The sequence below is a fragment of the Streptomyces sp. NPDC052043 genome (genome assembly GCF_044548235.1).
In the GTDB taxonomy this organism is placed as follows: domain Bacteria; phylum Actinomycetota; class Actinomycetes; order Streptomycetales; family Streptomycetaceae; genus Streptomyces.
The window spans coordinates 33,477-47,749 of the sequence record NZ_JBIUBT010000003.1 but is presented as its reverse complement, the minus strand read 5'-3'; the positions used below and the strand labels follow the sequence as shown (position 1 = coordinate 47,749).

15 protein-coding genes are annotated in these 14,273 nt (G+C 71.0%); 9 read left to right on the top strand and 6 right to left on the bottom strand.

Translation table 11 applies throughout. From position 1 onward, the window contains the following. The first annotated feature begins 141 nt into the window (after positions 1-141). Both ACIHCX_RS08200 and ACIHCX_RS08195 read left to right on the top strand, forming a co-directional pair. Positions 142-1,413: a cytochrome P450 gene (locus ACIHCX_RS08200; protein ID WP_400027791.1), complete on the top strand. Its 1,272-nt coding sequence runs from the start codon at positions 142-144 to the stop codon at positions 1,411-1,413. After that, positions 1,410-2,198: a thioesterase II family protein gene (locus ACIHCX_RS08195; protein WP_400027789.1), complete on the top strand. Its 789-nt coding sequence runs from the start codon at positions 1,410-1,412 to the stop codon at positions 2,196-2,198. The genes ACIHCX_RS08200 and ACIHCX_RS08195 overlap by 4 nt, the downstream gene beginning before the upstream one ends. Positions 2,199-2,220: 22 nt before the next feature. On the opposite strand, the gene ACIHCX_RS08190 is transcribed toward ACIHCX_RS08195, so the two are convergent. After that, the gene (locus tag ACIHCX_RS08190; RefSeq protein WP_400027787.1) at positions 2,221-2,754 is read right to left on the bottom strand and encodes a DUF3995 domain-containing protein; all 534 of its coding nucleotides are present in this window, start codon (positions 2,752-2,754) and stop codon (positions 2,221-2,223) included. 382 nt (positions 2,755-3,136) lie between these two features. Here ACIHCX_RS08190 and ACIHCX_RS08185 point away from each other — a divergent pair, with 382 nt between their 5' ends. From ACIHCX_RS08185 to ACIHCX_RS08160, 6 genes are all read left to right on the top strand, one after another. Next, entirely contained in the window at positions 3,137-4,111 is a 975-nt protein-coding gene (locus tag ACIHCX_RS08185; protein ID WP_400027786.1) for an ATP-binding cassette domain-containing protein, read from the top strand. Further along, positions 4,108-4,896, top strand: a complete 789-nt coding sequence (locus ACIHCX_RS08180; protein ID WP_400027784.1) for an ABC transporter permease — start codon at positions 4,108-4,110, stop codon at positions 4,894-4,896. Before ACIHCX_RS08185 ends, ACIHCX_RS08180 begins: the two co-directional genes overlap by 4 nt. Positions 4,897-4,942: 46 nt before the next feature. After that, the gene (locus ACIHCX_RS08175; RefSeq protein WP_400027783.1) at positions 4,943-6,094 is read left to right on the top strand and encodes a methyltransferase domain-containing protein; all 1,152 of its coding nucleotides are present in this window, start codon (positions 4,943-4,945) and stop codon (positions 6,092-6,094) included. A gap of 13 nt (positions 6,095-6,107) precedes the next feature. Then, the gene (locus ACIHCX_RS08170) at positions 6,108-6,902 is read left to right on the top strand and encodes an ABC transporter permease (RefSeq protein WP_400027781.1); all 795 of its coding nucleotides are present in this window, start codon (positions 6,108-6,110) and stop codon (positions 6,900-6,902) included. A gap of 181 nt (positions 6,903-7,083) precedes the next feature. Beyond that, the gene (locus ACIHCX_RS08165; RefSeq protein WP_400027779.1) at positions 7,084-8,154 is read left to right on the top strand and encodes a MupA/Atu3671 family FMN-dependent luciferase-like monooxygenase; all 1,071 of its coding nucleotides are present in this window, start codon (positions 7,084-7,086) and stop codon (positions 8,152-8,154) included. Between the two features lie 92 nt (positions 8,155-8,246). After that, a complete protein-coding gene (locus tag ACIHCX_RS08160) occupies positions 8,247-8,714 on the top strand; it encodes a flavin reductase family protein (protein WP_400027778.1) in 468 nt (155 codons plus the stop codon). Between the two features lie 187 nt (positions 8,715-8,901). Here the strand turns inward: ACIHCX_RS08160 and ACIHCX_RS08155 are convergent, their stop codons facing one another. From ACIHCX_RS08155 to ACIHCX_RS08140, 4 genes are all read right to left on the bottom strand, one after another. Then, on the bottom strand, positions 8,902-10,221 hold the full coding sequence (locus ACIHCX_RS08155) for a methylaspartate mutase (RefSeq protein ID WP_400027777.1): 1,320 nt from the start codon (positions 10,219-10,221) through the stop codon (positions 8,902-8,904). After that, positions 10,218-10,700, bottom strand: a complete 483-nt coding sequence (locus ACIHCX_RS08150) for a cobalamin B12-binding domain-containing protein (RefSeq protein WP_400027776.1) — start codon at positions 10,698-10,700, stop codon at positions 10,218-10,220. Before ACIHCX_RS08150 ends, ACIHCX_RS08155 begins: the two co-directional genes overlap by 4 nt. 148 nt (positions 10,701-10,848) lie before the next feature. Next, positions 10,849-11,142 carry a LysR family transcriptional regulator gene (locus ACIHCX_RS08145; RefSeq protein ID WP_400027775.1) on the bottom strand — a complete coding sequence of 98 codons (294 nt, stop codon included), beginning with the start codon at positions 11,140-11,142 and terminating at the stop codon, positions 10,849-10,851. A 297-nt stretch (positions 11,143-11,439) separates the two neighbouring features. Next, positions 11,440-12,648 (bottom strand): MBL fold metallo-hydrolase, encoded by a 1,209-nt coding sequence (locus ACIHCX_RS08140; protein ID WP_400027773.1) that lies wholly within the window; start codon positions 12,646-12,648, stop codon positions 11,440-11,442. 147 nt (positions 12,649-12,795) lie between these two features. Here ACIHCX_RS08140 and ACIHCX_RS08135 point away from each other — a divergent pair, with 147 nt between their 5' ends. After that, the gene (locus ACIHCX_RS08135; protein WP_400027771.1) at positions 12,796-13,380 is read left to right on the top strand and encodes a carboxymuconolactone decarboxylase family protein; all 585 of its coding nucleotides are present in this window, start codon (positions 12,796-12,798) and stop codon (positions 13,378-13,380) included. Between the two features lie 69 nt (positions 13,381-13,449). Here ACIHCX_RS08135 and ACIHCX_RS08130 read toward each other — a convergent pair whose 3' ends face one another. Beyond that, complete coding sequence (locus ACIHCX_RS08130) at positions 13,450-14,235, bottom strand: SGNH/GDSL hydrolase family protein (RefSeq protein WP_400028654.1); 786 nt, start codon at positions 14,233-14,235, stop codon at positions 13,450-13,452. Positions 14,236-14,273 lie beyond the last annotated feature (38 nt).

Here is a 14,273-nt window from a genome sequence, read left to right as displayed (position 1 = left end):
CCGGATCCCGGAGCTGATGTCGACCGACCGGTTCAGGCCCGTGGAAAAGGACACCCTTTTCCACGGGCCTGAACCGGCTGTCCCCTCGGTCGAAAATACCGCCGCAATTCCCTTTCGCAGCCCACGACGAATGGCGAAGACATGACTGCGCAAACGATGTCGATACCGGACGATGTCTCCACAGTCGATCTGACCGATCCCAGAACGTTCGAGGAGAACGACCTCCGCGCATACTGGCGCCAGTTGCGCACCACGCGTCCCCTCCACTGGCACCCGTCCACCGGTGACGCGCCGGGTTTCTGGGTGATCAGCCGCTACGCGGACGTCATGGCGCTGTACAAGGACAACAAGCGGCTCACCTCGGAGAGGGGCAACGTCCTGGTGACGCTCCTCGCCGGGGGCGACTCCGCCGCGGGCAAGATGCTCGCGGTCACCGACGGCGCGTCGCACCGGAACCTGCGCAACGTGCTGCTGAAGGCGTTCTCCCCGCAGGCGCTCAAGCCCATCACGGACCGGGTCCGCACGAACACCACCCGCCTGGTGGTGGAGGCCGTCCGGCGCGGCGAGTGCGACTTCGCCACCGACGTGGCCGAGCACATCCCGATGAACACCATCTCCGACCTGCTCGGCGTGCCCACCGCGGACCGCGAGTTCCTGCTGAACCTCAACAAGTCGGCGCTCAGCTCGAACGAGGAGGGCCAGTCAGCGACCGACGCCTGGCTCGCCCGCAACGAGATCCTGCTGTACTTCAACGAGCTGGTCGCCGAGCGCCGGGCGAAGCCGACCGAGGACGTGATCAGCGTGCTCGCCAACAGCACCGTGAACGGCGAGCCGCTGAGCGAGGAGGTCATCGTCCTCAACTGCTACAGCCTGATCCTCGGCGGTGACGAGACCAGCCGCCTCTCGATGATCGACGCGGTGCGCACCTTCACCCGGCACCCGGACCAGTGGCGGTTGCTCCGCGACGGGGAGGTGACGCTGGAGTCGGCCACCGAGGAGGTGCTGCGCTGGGCGACGCCGGCGATGCACTTCGGCCGGCGCGCGGTCACCGACATCGAGCTGCACGGCCAGGTGATCGCCGCCGGCGACATCGTCACGCTGTGGAACAGCTCGGCCAACCGGGACGAGGAGGTCTTCGCCGACCCGTACACCTTCGATCTGAACCGGTCGCCGAACAAGCACATCACCTTCGGCTACGGCCCGCACTTCTGCCTCGGCGCGTATCTGGGCCGGGTCGAGGTGAACGCGATGCTGGACGCGCTGCGCACCTACAGCACCGGCTTCGAGGTCACCGGCGAGCCGCAGCGGATCCACTCCAACTTCCTGACCGGGCTGTGCGGTCTGCCGGTGCGGTTCCAGCCGGACGAGGCGGCGCTGGCGGCGTACGACGGCGGGAACGGAGCACACGCGTGAGCCCGTCCGCCGGGGTGAGCCCGTCGAAGTGGCTGCGCTGCTACCGCAAGGTGGCCAGGCCCCGTCTGCGGCTGGTGTGCTTCCCGCACGCGGGCGGCGCGGCCAGCATGTTCCGTGACTGGCCGCGGTGGCTGCCCGACGACATCGAGGTGACCGGGGTGTGCTACCCGGGCCGTCAGGACCGGGTCCTGGAGCCGTGCATCGACGAGATGGGCGCGCTGACCACGCCGATCGCCGACGCGCTCCAGTGCTGGGCGGGCGAGCGGCTCGTGCTGTTCGGGCACAGCATGGGTGCCTCCGTCGCCTACGAGGTGGCCCTGCGGCTGAAGCAGCGCACCGGCTCGGCTCCGGGGTGGCTGTTCGCCTCCGGACAGCTGCCGCCGCACCGGGTGGTGCCCAAGAGCGTGCACCTGGGCGGCGACGAGGCGATCGTGGCGGAGGTGCGGCGGCTCGGCGACCCCGACGCCGACACGGTGCTGGACGATCCGGACCTGCGGGAGCTGGTGCTGCCCGCGATCCGGGCGGACTTCCGGCTGATCGGCACCTACCTCCCGCGCCCGGTCACCCCGCTGGCCACCCCGGTGACCGCGTACGTGGGGGACGAGGACGAGCAGGTACCGGTCGACGGCCTGCAGGAGTGGGCGGCGGTGAGCGCCACCGGCCGCTTCACCCACCGGGTGTACCCCGGCGGCCACTTCTATCTGATGGACGACCCCGAGTCCCTCGTCCGCGACCTGGCCGGCCGGCTGACCGGCCACCTCGCCGCGGCCCGCGTCGCCGGCTGAGCCGGCGACGCGGGGGGGGTGGTCAGGAGACCGCGAAGCGCGCGCCCACGAGCGAGAGCAGCGCGCCGAACACGTCGATCACCAGGATGCCCACGACCAGCGACGTCCACCACCTGCGGCGGGCGCCCCGGGTGCGGAGGAACTGCCAGGCGGCCAGGGCCAGCACCAGGCCCTGGACCAGGAAGCACGGCTCGAACACCAGGAGGTCCTGCACGGCCGAGAGATGGTTCGCCTCGGCCGCCTCCGCCGCGCCGACGCCGGGCACGACCGGGAAGTCGACCGCTCCGTGGTGTCCGCTCAGGTACAGGGCCTTGGTGACGAATCCGTAGAGGGCGTGCGAGACGCACACCACCGCCGCGATCCACATCGGCACCAGCAGGACCCAGGCCCGCACCCGGCTCTGCGTGCGGCGGTTCAGCGCGAGGACGAAGAGCGCGCCGACCAGCATGATGGCGCTCACCACCCAGTTGACCGCCTGCACCGCGGACTTGTCGTGCCGCGCCAGAAGCGGCAGCCCCCAGGTGCCGCCCACGGCCCAGTACACGTGAAGAAGCATGAAGAGAATCGTGAAGAGGAAAGCCAGGTGAACCCAGACCGGCCGGCGCGGCAGTTCGGTACCCTGATTCCGACCAGGAGAATTCTCTTCACTTTCGCCTGGAATTAGTGTTTCGTGCACCATTCAAATCCTCACGTCGAAGCCCGAGCACACCGCGGGCACGCTATCACCGGGCACGAAGGCGCGAACCCCGTGCATATCGGAGTTTTCAATGAGGGGGCCGGTTCCGGCCACGCCGGTGCTAGCGTCGGCGGCGCCGATGCGGCAGTCGTCGCGGTCGGTGAACCCGCCCGCGTTCTCTGTTCCCCGCAGGAAACCCGGCGTTGTCCGATCTGAACCGTTGATCCGCGATCAGCGGACTTTAGCGTATGGGGGTGAATGCGTGGACATAGCAATTCGGGCCGAGGGGCTGAGCAAACGCTACGGCGGAAAGCAGGTCAAGGACGCGCTGAACGGTGTCGACCTGTCGGTCCCCGCCGGCACGGTGTTCGGGCTGCTCGGCCCCAACGGCGCCGGGAAGACCACGACCGTGCGCATCCTGGCCACCCTGCTCGCCGCGGACGGCGGTGAGGCGACCGTGGCCGGATTCGACGTGCGCCGCCAGGCGAAGGAGGTACGCCGGCGCATCGGGCTGACCGGGCAGTACGCGGCGGTGGACGAGCGGTTGACGGGCCGGGAGAACCTCCGGCTGATCGGGACCCTCTACCACCTCGGCCGCAGCGCCACCCGGGCCAGGGCGGACGAGCTGCTCGAACGGCTCGACCTGACGGACGCGGCCGACCGTGCGGTGAAGACCTACTCCGGTGGCATGCGGCGCAGGCTCGACCTCGCCGCCAGCCTGATCGCCGAGCCGCCGGTGCTGTTCCTGGACGAGCCGACCACCGGTCTCGACCTGGCCAGCCGGCTGACCCTGTGGGAGGTGATCCGCGCCCAGGTGAGCCGTGGTGTCACCGTCCTGCTGACCACCCAGTACCTCGAAGAGGCCGACCAACTCGCCGACCGCATAGCCGTGCTGAAGGACGGCGGGGTCGTCGCCGAAGGCACGCCGGACGAGTTGAAGGACCGGGTCGGCGACGACCGGCTGCGGGTCACCGCCGCCTCCGCCGACGACGTCGTCGCGCTGACCAAGGTGCTCGGCCGGTTCGGCGTCGACGAACCGGTGGTGGACGAGGAGAAGCGGACGGTCTCGGTGCCGATGACCGAAGGCGTCGGCGGCATCGCCGCGGTGGCCACCGAACTGGCCGGGGCGGGCGTCCGGGTGGCCGACTTCCGGCTCAGCCGTCCCTCGATGGACGAGGTCTTCCTGTCCCTGACCGGCCCCGCCGAGCGGCCGGTGGCCGAAGGAGCGGCGACATGAGCGAGTTCCTGAGCGATTCCCTCGCCCTGACGGGCCGCCATCTGCGGCACCTGTCCCGGGTGCCGGAGCGGCTGCTGAGCGTGACGCTGATGCCGGTGATGTACGTGATCGTCTTCGGGTTCCTGTTCGGCAGTGCCATGCAGGTCGAGGGCGGCAACTACCGCGAGTACATCATGGCCGGCATCTTCGCCCAGGTCATGCTGGCCAACCTCCAGACCACCGCGGTCGGCGTGGTCGACGACCTGCGCAACGGCCTGGTCGACCGGTTCCGTTCGCTGCCCATGTCCCGCTACGCCGTACTGATCGGGCGTACCGTCTCCGACCTGCTGCTGTCCACGATCGCCATCGTCGTGATGGGCGTGGTCGGCTATCTGATCGGCTGGCGGGTGCACACCGGCGCCCCGCGCATGCTGGCCGCCTTCGGCATCCTGCTGCTGCTCGGCCTGGGTGCCGCCTGGCTCGGCGCGCTGCTCGGGCTGTCCCTGCGCAACGTCGAGGCGGTCAGCGCGGTGATGTCCATGGTCATGATGCCGCTCACCTTCCTGTCCAGCGCGTTCATCCCGCTCAGTGGGCTGCCCGAGTGGCTGCGCGCCATCGCGGTGTGGAACCCGCTGTCGGCGGTGGTCGGGGCCCTGCGCCAGCTGTTCGGCAACCCCACCTCCGTCGGAGACACCTCGTTCCCCTCGGTTCACCCCGTCCCCGTCGCCGTGGTCCTCATCGCGGTGATGATCGCGCTGGCGATGCCGCTCGCCGCGCGCAGGTACCAGACAGCGGCGGCCCGGTGACCCGCTCGCCCGACAAGGCGCCGCCTACCCCCAAAGGAGCACTGCGATGACGCCTGGTGTCACCACGCCCGCTGACTTCGAGGCGGGCGACACACCCGCGCCGGAGCTCAACGTCCGCCCGCTCGTGGACACCGCGCTGCTCCCCGACTGGCGGGGTGCGGGCAAGGTCGTGCACTCCGCCCACCGGGTGTACGAGCATCTGATCTCGCTGTGGGCGCCCGGCGTCATCGAGGCCGCGCACGATCTCGGTGTGTTCGCCGAGTTGAGCACCGGACCGAAGACCAGCGACGAGCTCGCCCGGGCCTGCGCCGCCAACCAGCGGGCGATGCGGGTGCTCATGGACGGCCTGTACGCCTACGACATCGTCGACCGCGTCCCGGCCGAGGACGGCCCCGCCGTCTACCGGATGTCGCAGGAGATGCACGAATGCCTGCTGCCGGACGGGCTGTTCAGCCTGGTCGGCAAGATCGAGTACGACCGTCAGCTGGCCTGGCACTCCTGGCGCAACCTGGCGGACGCGGTGCGCGGAGACAACCGCGACGAGGCCGGCGGGCTCCAGCTCAACCAGATCACCGAGCACAACTACGAGTCCCTGGTGCGCGGCATCAACTTCTGGGCGCCGCCGATCGTCGAGGCGCTGCGCGGCGGGTTCGAGACGCTGGAGTGGCCCACCGACCGACCGGTCTCCGTGCTGGACATCGGCTGCGGTACCGGCCTGTACAGCCAGTTGCTGCTGCGGGCGTTCGGGCAGTGGCGGGCCACCGGCCTGGAGGCCCCGAACATCGCCCCGATCGCCATGGCGCAGGCCGAACGGCTCGGCGTCGGCGACCGGTTCGACGTCCAGGTGCGCGACTTCTGGGCCGAGAGCTGGGGCTCCGACCACGACCTGCTGGTCTTCGTCAACATCTTCCACCTCCAGACCCCCGAGTCGGCGCAGGAGCTGCTGCGCAAGTCCAAGGAGGCCCTGTCGCGGGGCGGTCTGATCTGCATCGCCGACCACCTGGTCACCGACGAGAAGGACGCCAAGTCGATCCAGGACCGGTTCGCGATGCTGTTCGCCGCGTCCATGCTGGCCACCGGCGGCGGCGACGCCTTCCTGCTGGCCGACTACGACCAGTGGCTGGCCTCGGCCGGACTGCGGCGGGTCGCGGTGCTGGACACCCCGATGCACCGGATCCTGCTCGCCGGGCACGCCTGACCGGCGCGGCGACATGGCGGAGTTCCTCGGCGACACGCGGGCCATCGCCGGCCGGCACCTCCGGCAGCTGCTGCGGCTGCCGGAGAAACTGATCGGGTTCACCGTGATGCCGGTGGCGATGGTGCTGGGCCTGGGGGTCCTGTTCGGCGGCAGCATGCGGGTTCCCGGCGGCGGGCCGTACGGCGCGTACGTGTCGGCGGGCGTGGTCACCTCGCTCGCCGTGTCGACGGTCGCGCTCTCCGCGCTGGGCGTCGTCGACGACCTCCAGGACGGCATGTTCGACCGACTCCGCTCGCTTCCGGTCGACCGCGCCGCCATCCTCTCCGGACGGATCGTGGTGGACTCGCTGCCCGTGGCGGTGGCGATGGCCAGTGTGGTGCCCGCGGCCCGGATCGCCGGCTGGGCCGGCGATGTCCGGCCGACGGCGGCGCTGGCCGCGGTCGGCCTGGAACTGCTGCTGGGCATCGGGTGTTCGTGTCTGGGCATCTTCCTCGGGCTCACCTTCCGCAACGCGGAGGCGGTCACCTCGGTCCTCCCGGTGTGCCTTCTGCCGGCGACATTCCTGTCCAACGCGTTCGTGCCGCCGGACGGGCTGCCCGGCTGGCTGCGTCAGGTGGTCGGCTGGAACCCGGTGACCGCGGTGAACAGCACGGTGCGCGCACTGCTGGGCACGGAGGGGACGGCCGCCGGTGCCGGCTTTCCGGACCGTCACGCGGCGCCGATCGCCCTCGTCTTCTGTCTGCTGGTGATCGCCGTGACCGCTCCGGCGGCGGCGCGTGCGTACGGGCGCGCCGGACCGATGCGGTGAGGCCGCCCCGGGCCCCCGACGAGCCCGGGGCGGTCTCGCCCCAAACCCGGCCACAGAGTTTTCGAACTGATCCGGAGCGGGTTTTCCCGCTGACTAGGCTGCGCGTATCGGGCTGACGGAATCGGGCTCCGCTCCGTATTTCACTCGGCCACCGACCGAACGCGCTGATGGTGGAGGCGCCATGGATTTCGGGCTTTTCTATTTCGCGAACGACAAGGAGGACGCCGGCGACAGGTACCGGCTGCTGATCGAGGGTGCCAAGTTCGCCGACACCCATGATTTCGCGTCGGTGTGGACGCCGGAACGTCACTTCCACGCGTTCGGCGGCCTCTATCCGAATCCGGCGGTGACGGGTGCCGCGGTGGCCGCGGTCACGGAGAGGGTCGCGGTGCGGGCCGGGAGTGTGGTGGCCCCGCTGCACCATCCGGTGCGTATCGCGGAGGAATGGTCCGTCGTCGACAACCTCTCCAAAGGAAGGGTCGGCATCGCATTCGCCTCCGGTTGGCACGCGGCCGACTTCGTGCTGCGCCCGGAGGGATATCCGACCCGCAGGTCCGGTCTGATCGACTCGGTGCGCACGATCCGGAGCCTGTGGCGGCAGGAGCCCGCGACGTTGGTCGACGGCGCGGGCGAGAGCGTCGACGTGACGGTCTTCCCGCCGCCGGTGCAGCGGGAGTTGCCGGTCTGGCTGACCAGCGCGGGCAACCCGCAGACCTTCCGCGAGGCGGGCGAGATGGGCGCCGGGGTGCTGACCCATCTGCTGGGGCAGGGCATCGACGTGCTGGAGAAGCGGATCGGCGAGTACCGGCAGGCCTTCCGCGACCACCACGACGAGACCGAGGGCGACGGACATGTCGCGCTCATGCTGCACACCTTCATCGGCACGGACCGGGAGAAGGTCAGGCAGACGGTCCGCGAGCCGTTCAGCAAGTACCTGGCCAGCTCCTTCGACCTGGTCATCCATGCCGCCAAGGCGGCGGGCGCCAACGCGGTCGCGCTGGATCTGAACAAGATGAGCCCCGCGGACATCGACTTCCTGGTCGGCCAGGCGTTCGACCGCTACTTCGAGACCAGCGGCCTGTTCGGCACGGTCGAGGACGGCCTGCGGATGTGCGAGCGGCTGTACGAGGTCGGCGTGGACGAGGTCTCCTGCCTGATCGACTTCGGCGTCGAGACCGACGAGGTGCTGGCCGGCCTGGTCCATCTCGACCGGCTCGGGCAGGCGTGGCGGGAACGCGAGCGGGCTCGGTGACCGCGCGCGCCGCGGCGCCGGGCGCAACGGCGAAGGGGACGGGCGGGCAGCCGGAGCCGGGCCCGGTCGGCGCCGGGGCGTATCGCGCGTTCATGAGTTCCTTCCCGACCGGTGTGTCCGTCGTGACCACGCTCGACACGGACGGCCGGCCGCGCGGAATGACCTGCTCCTCCCTCTCGAGTGTCAGCCTGGATCCGCCGGTCCTGTCCGTCTGCCTGACGGTGACCAGCCGGACGCTCGGCGCGTTGCGCGCCCACGGCTTCTTCGGGGTGAACCTGCTCGGTGTCCGCGCGAGCGGGGTCGCCCGTCTGTTCGCCGACTCCTCACTGAGCCATTTCGAGCACGTGCCGTGGCAACCGGTTGGCAGCGCCGAAGTCCCCCGGCTCGGCGGCGACACCGTCGCGTTCGCCGCCTGCCGAGTGGCCGAGACCAAAGCCGTCGGCGACCACGTCGTCGTCTTCGGCGACGTGGTCGGCACCGACTCCACCGACGGCGCCCCCCTGCTCTACGGCCGCCGCCAGTTCACCGCCTGGCCCGAGCCGGCCCCGAAGCCCGCCTGACCCGACACCCCCGCCCCACCCCACTCGACACCCCGACGCGGGGACACGAAAACGCCCAGCACGGCCGCCCCCGCGCGGCGGGGGGTGGGCGGCGTGGTCGGGTCTCTCGGTGGGTGCCGTGAGCGGTCGGCCGGGGCGGTTTCCCGCCCCGCGTCGCGGGCGGGTGGTGTGGCCGGCGTCGTCTCCGTCACGCCGGGTCGGAGGCCGGCACCGCGGCGGTTGGACGGTGCTGGATCGCCTCCTGGTCGAACGTGCGCCGCAGATAGGAGAGGTCGGCCAGCAGACCCGCAGCGGTCACCTTCCGGCCCTGCCCGGTCCGCACCAGACCCGTCAGCGGCAGCGCTCCGGTCTGGGCCCAGCAGAGCCTGCCCTCCTCGTCCAGGCGGCTGCGGGTACGGCCCCGGTTGTCCGGATGCACGCAGTACGGGATGTCGAGGTAGCCGCGTTCGAACGCCAGCAGCAGCGCGCGGCCGAGGTCGGAGTGCAGGTTCAGCACCCCTTCGACCAGCGCCAGCGCTTCCGCGTACGTCTGCGTGTCCGTGTCCGGGGCGGGCACCGGCCGGGCCGTCTCGGCCACCCGTGCCGCGTACTCCAGGGCGGCCACGTTCTCGCCGACGGTGGGGATCCGCCGCGACTCGGCGACGGTCTTGACGATGAGCCGCTCGGACCCGGTCCGCACGGCAAGTCCGGCGGCCTCGCCGAGCAGCCGGTACGCCCCGGACTCGGTGTACGGGTACACCCCCATGTAGGCGTAGACGACCACGTGCCAGTCCACGTCGGGCAGCAGCTCACCGCACAGCCGGCGCAGCGCGAACACCGCCTCGGTGTCCTGGCCGGCGTGGGTCTGCTGGGCGTAGCTCACCGAGACGCTGCGGCAGCCGTACGCGCGGAAGAACAGCGCCTCCAGCACGCTGAGCGCCACCAGCTGGCTGGGCGGGCACAGTTGGCCCATCATGCAGCCGCCGAAGGTCTCCAGGTGCGGTTCGGCACCCTGGTCGCGCAGCAGGGAGAACAGTTCCGTGCACTGCCGCCAGGCCGCGACCGACTCGGCCAGCGGGGTACGCCCGTAGGGCAGGCAGTAGGACACCGGGCCGCCCTCGGTCGCGTCCAGGCCCAGCGCGATCAGCTTGCGGAAGATGTGCTGGGGCAGGGCGGATCCGTGCCGCACCTGCACGGGGAAGCCCGCGTCCCGGACACCGGCCAGCATCGCCCGGGTCGTGGCGTCGGAGTGGCTGACGATCGGGTAGCCGTTGAGCGGCTGGCCCTCGCGCCGGGCGTGCTCGACCGCGGCCAGATCACCGACCCTGGTGTAGCTGTCCAGGGTCAGCGTGCCGACGGTGTGGCCGCGCGCCGCCTTGGTGGCCGCCAGCCCCGCCCGCATCCGCTCCGGGTCGCCGAACCCCATCCGCGGTTGCACGACGAGCGCGCCGGCCCGCGCCCGCGCACGGACGAACGCGCCGAATCCCGGCCAGGCGGGGGCGGGCCCGCCCGGTACCAGGGCGGTCACCGGGGTCTCCCCGCGCTCAGCACCGGCCGCGCGACGGGCGGGAGCGAGGTGACGAACGCCGTGAAGTCGGCCGCGTCCGAGGCCTGGTCGGGGAAGACCGCGTCGAAGCCCGCGGCCACCAGGGCCCGCGCGTGGTGGCCCACGTTCTCGTCGGACACCGTGAGCTTGCCGCCGATGACCATCGGCGTGGCGGCCAGTTCCGGGCAGGCGCGCAGCCGGGTGATGGCGCGCAGGCCGTCGGTGCAGCCGTGCCCGTTGACACTGCCGATGACGACGAGCGCCGGGTCGATCCGGCGGCATTCGTCGACCAGCACGTCGTCCGGTACGCAGGGTCCGAGGTTGACCACGTGGTAGCCGAGCTCCTCGATGACCAGTTGGAGGTAGACCAGGTTCCACGTGTGCGCGTCGCTCGCGAGGCCCGACACCACCACGGTGCCCCGGTCGTCCCGGTCGTCCCTGCGGGCCAAGGGCGTGCTCACGCCGACGACTTCCGTTTCCCGCTGTGCCACGGTTCTCCCTTGTGCGTACATGGGTGGCATCGCCTGGTGCTCGGTCCGGGCGGCCGGTTGCGGCGGCCGGGACGGCACTTCGGGATCGAGGTGGTCATGGGGAGCCCCGGGCCGGGGGTCAGGGCACCAGGCTCGTGACGGCGACGGGCGCTCTGCTGAATTCCACGCATTCTCTCTTGATGTTCTCGATCAGCATCAGAGTCGCGCGCGCCGAGGACAGGATCATCTGCCCTTCGCGGGTCAAAGTGGTGCCGCCTGAATTCCGGGTGAACAGCTTGATACCCAAAGATCGTTCAAGGCATATGATCTGGTAACTTATTGCCGGTTGCGAGTATCCGAGCTTCTTGGCTGCAAGATCCATCCGGCCTATTTCGGCAATCGCGACAAAAGCGCGCAACTCGCGTTCGTGCATAATCGCCTCACAATTAACAGGTTATCAAGTGCCGAAACATTAACATGCGATTCCTTCGCAGGGCACAACGCTTGCAGGAAGCTGCCACAGCAGGTGTAGAACGGGATCTGTGGAGCTTTGCCTGGTCAGTGAGGTTTAGGCATTTCCAGTCGGCTGCGCGGCATGCGCTTCCCCCGCATAGTCGGCATTGCCGCGCAGCCGAAGTCGCCGGATGTCCGCATCGAGTCGGAGAAACGGGACGAACTCGATCGGGGAGTTGTCAGAGATTTCCGGCGAAGAGGTCACCCTGGGCCGGCGTCAGCGCTCCCCGGCGAGGTCCAGATCACCCGGGACGGACGGGGCGGACGGGGCCGTCGGGGCGGCCTCGGGTCCACGGGCCCGGCGCCACGGGTGGGACAGGGGCGCGGACACCGGTCGCCACCACGGCTCCGCGGGAACCTTGCCCGAGGGCTCGAAAGGCTCCCCCGGCCGCGGGAACGCCACCGCCGCTCCCGCCTCCTCGGCGGCGTCCTTCGTCCACTCGCCGGGCTCGGCCCAGGCGTGCGGGGCGAGGGTGAAGGTGCCCCAGTGGATCGGCAGCAGCACACCCGACGGCGTGTCCCCCTGGAGGTCGAGATGGGCGCGGAGCCCCTCCTCGGGCGTCATGTGGATGTCCGGCCAGAACTCGGAGTAGGCGCCGATCTGGATCATCGTCGCGTCGAACGGGCCGTGGTCCGCGCCGATCTGCCGGAAGCCGTCGAAGTACCCCGTGTCACCGCTGTGGTAGATCCGGTGCTCCTCGCCCGCGACGACCCAGGAGGCCCACAGGGTGTGCTGGGTGTTGCGCAGGGCCCGGCCGCAGAAGTGCCGGGCGGGGGTGGCGGTCAGGGTGAGCCCGCCGACCCTGGTGGCCTCGTGCCAGTCCAGTTCGCGCAGGCGGTCGGCGGACACGCCCCAGTGCTCCAGGTGGGCGCCGACGCCGAGCGGCACGGCGAACACGGTGTCCGTGCCGGCCAGCGACTTGATGGTGGGCAGGTCCAGGTGGTCGTAGTGGTCGTGGGAGATGACGACGACATCGACCGGGCCGAGCGCGGCCAGCGGCAGCGGCACCGGGTGCAGCCGCCGGGGCCCGGCGAAGGGGAACGGCGAGCAGCGCTCGCCCCACACGGGGTCGAAGAGCACCCGCTGCCCGTCGATCTCCGCGAGGACGCTGGAGTGCCCCATCCAGGTCAGCCGCAGACCGGTGGCCGCGGGCCTGGCCAGGTCGGCGAGCGTGGTGGCATGCACGGGCACGGTGCCGCGCGGGGCGCGGCGCCGGCGCTCCTCCTTGTCGAGGTAGCGCCGGGCGAAGGCCGGCGTCGAGCCGGAGGGCCGGGTCCGGGCGGGACCCCCGGGGTTCTGGAAGACGCCGTCCTTGAAGTGGGGTGATCTGCGGATGCGCGCCATGCGCTCCCCGCTGGGGTCGGCGCCGAAGGCCTCGGGCCGCAGTGCACGGAGCCCCGGGTTCGAAGGACGGAATCCTGCCACGCTACCTCCAGGTGGAGTCGGTCAGGCTTTCCATTATGTCGGGGCCCTGCGACGGCCCGGATGTCACACCGGCGCGCTCCCGCCCGTCGTACCGGTGCGGGCACCCGCGAGGTGCCCACGGAACCGATACGACTGGAGGTGGCCGCCATGGCCCGCGTCTCGCTCACCCCGCCCCGCACCCGCTTGTACCGACTCGTCGAGTGGTACAGCAGGCGCGTCTACGGCAAGGTGCTGGACCCCGCCCGGGCGCTCGCCCACAATCCGCGGGTCCTGTGGAGCGACCTGCGGTTCGAGCAGTCCCTGGCGAAGTGGAACAGGCTCGACCCCGACCTGAAGGCGCTCGCCGAGATGGCGTCGGCCGCCGCGATCGGCTGCTCGTGGTGCATGGACTTCGGCCACTGGGTCGCCAGGGAGCGCGGCATGGCGCCCGAGAAGCTGCGCGACGTCCCGGTGTGGCGGGACAGCGACGCCTACACACCGCTGGAGCGCGACGTCCTGACGTACGCCGAGGCCATGACGGCCACGCCGCCCACGGTGGACGACGACCTGGCCGCCCGGCTGCGCGACCGGCTGGGCGAGCCGGCCCTGGTGGAACTGACGGCGATCGTGGCGGTCGAGAACCTGCGCTCGCGCATGAACTCCGCGCTGGGTCTGAGGAGTCAGGGCTTCAAGGACTCGTGCGAGGTCCCGGAGGCCGCACGGGACACCGGTGACGCGGTGGCCCGGGACTGACCCGCACGGCGCACCGACCGGCGCGGGGCGCGGACGACGGCAGGGGACCCGGAGCCCGCCGGTGCGGACTCAGGCCACCGACGTGATCCGGGTCCTGATGTCGTCGGGGGACAGGGCGCCCTTGGCCGTCACGTGGTCGCCGGAGGACTCGCCGCGCAGTCGGCGGCCGATCCACGGCACCAGGTACTCGCGCGCCCAGTGCACGTCGTCGCGGCGGACCTCCAGCGTGCCGCGGGGCGGCAGCGGCGGCCAGGGCTGCTCCGGGTCGGCCGGGACGTCGAGCCCGAGAGCCTGACCGGCGCGCAGCGCCACCCGTGTGTGGCCGTCGGGCGAGAGGTGCAGACGGTCGTCGTCCCAGGCGCGGCGGTCCTGGACGGCCCTCAGCGACCACAGGTCGATCACCGGGCAGCCGTAGCGGTCGGCGATGGCCCGCACATGCCCGTTGTACGTGGCGATCTTGCCGCGCAGATGCTTGAGGAGGGGAACGCCCCGCGTGTCGAACCCGGTGGTCACCATGACCGTGCCCGCGACCGCGGCGAGCCGGGAGACCGCCTTCTCGAAGCGCTCGGCCACGTCGTCCGGGTCGGTGCCGGGGCGGATGATGTCGTTGCCGCCGGCGCAGAACGAGACCAGGTCGGGGGCGAGTTCGGCGGCCCGGGGAACCTGGTCGGCCACGATCTGGTCGAGCAGTTTCCCGCGCACGGCGAGGTTGGTGTACTGGAAGCCGCCCTCGGGCCGCCGGTCGGCGAGCAGCACGGCGAACCGGTCGGCCCAGCCGACGAACGCCCCGTCGGGGCCAGGGTCGCCGACGCCCTCGGTGAAGCTGTCCCCCACCGCCACGTACGACCCGATCACTGATCTGCTGTCACTCTTCGAATCGTCTGCCACGTCGG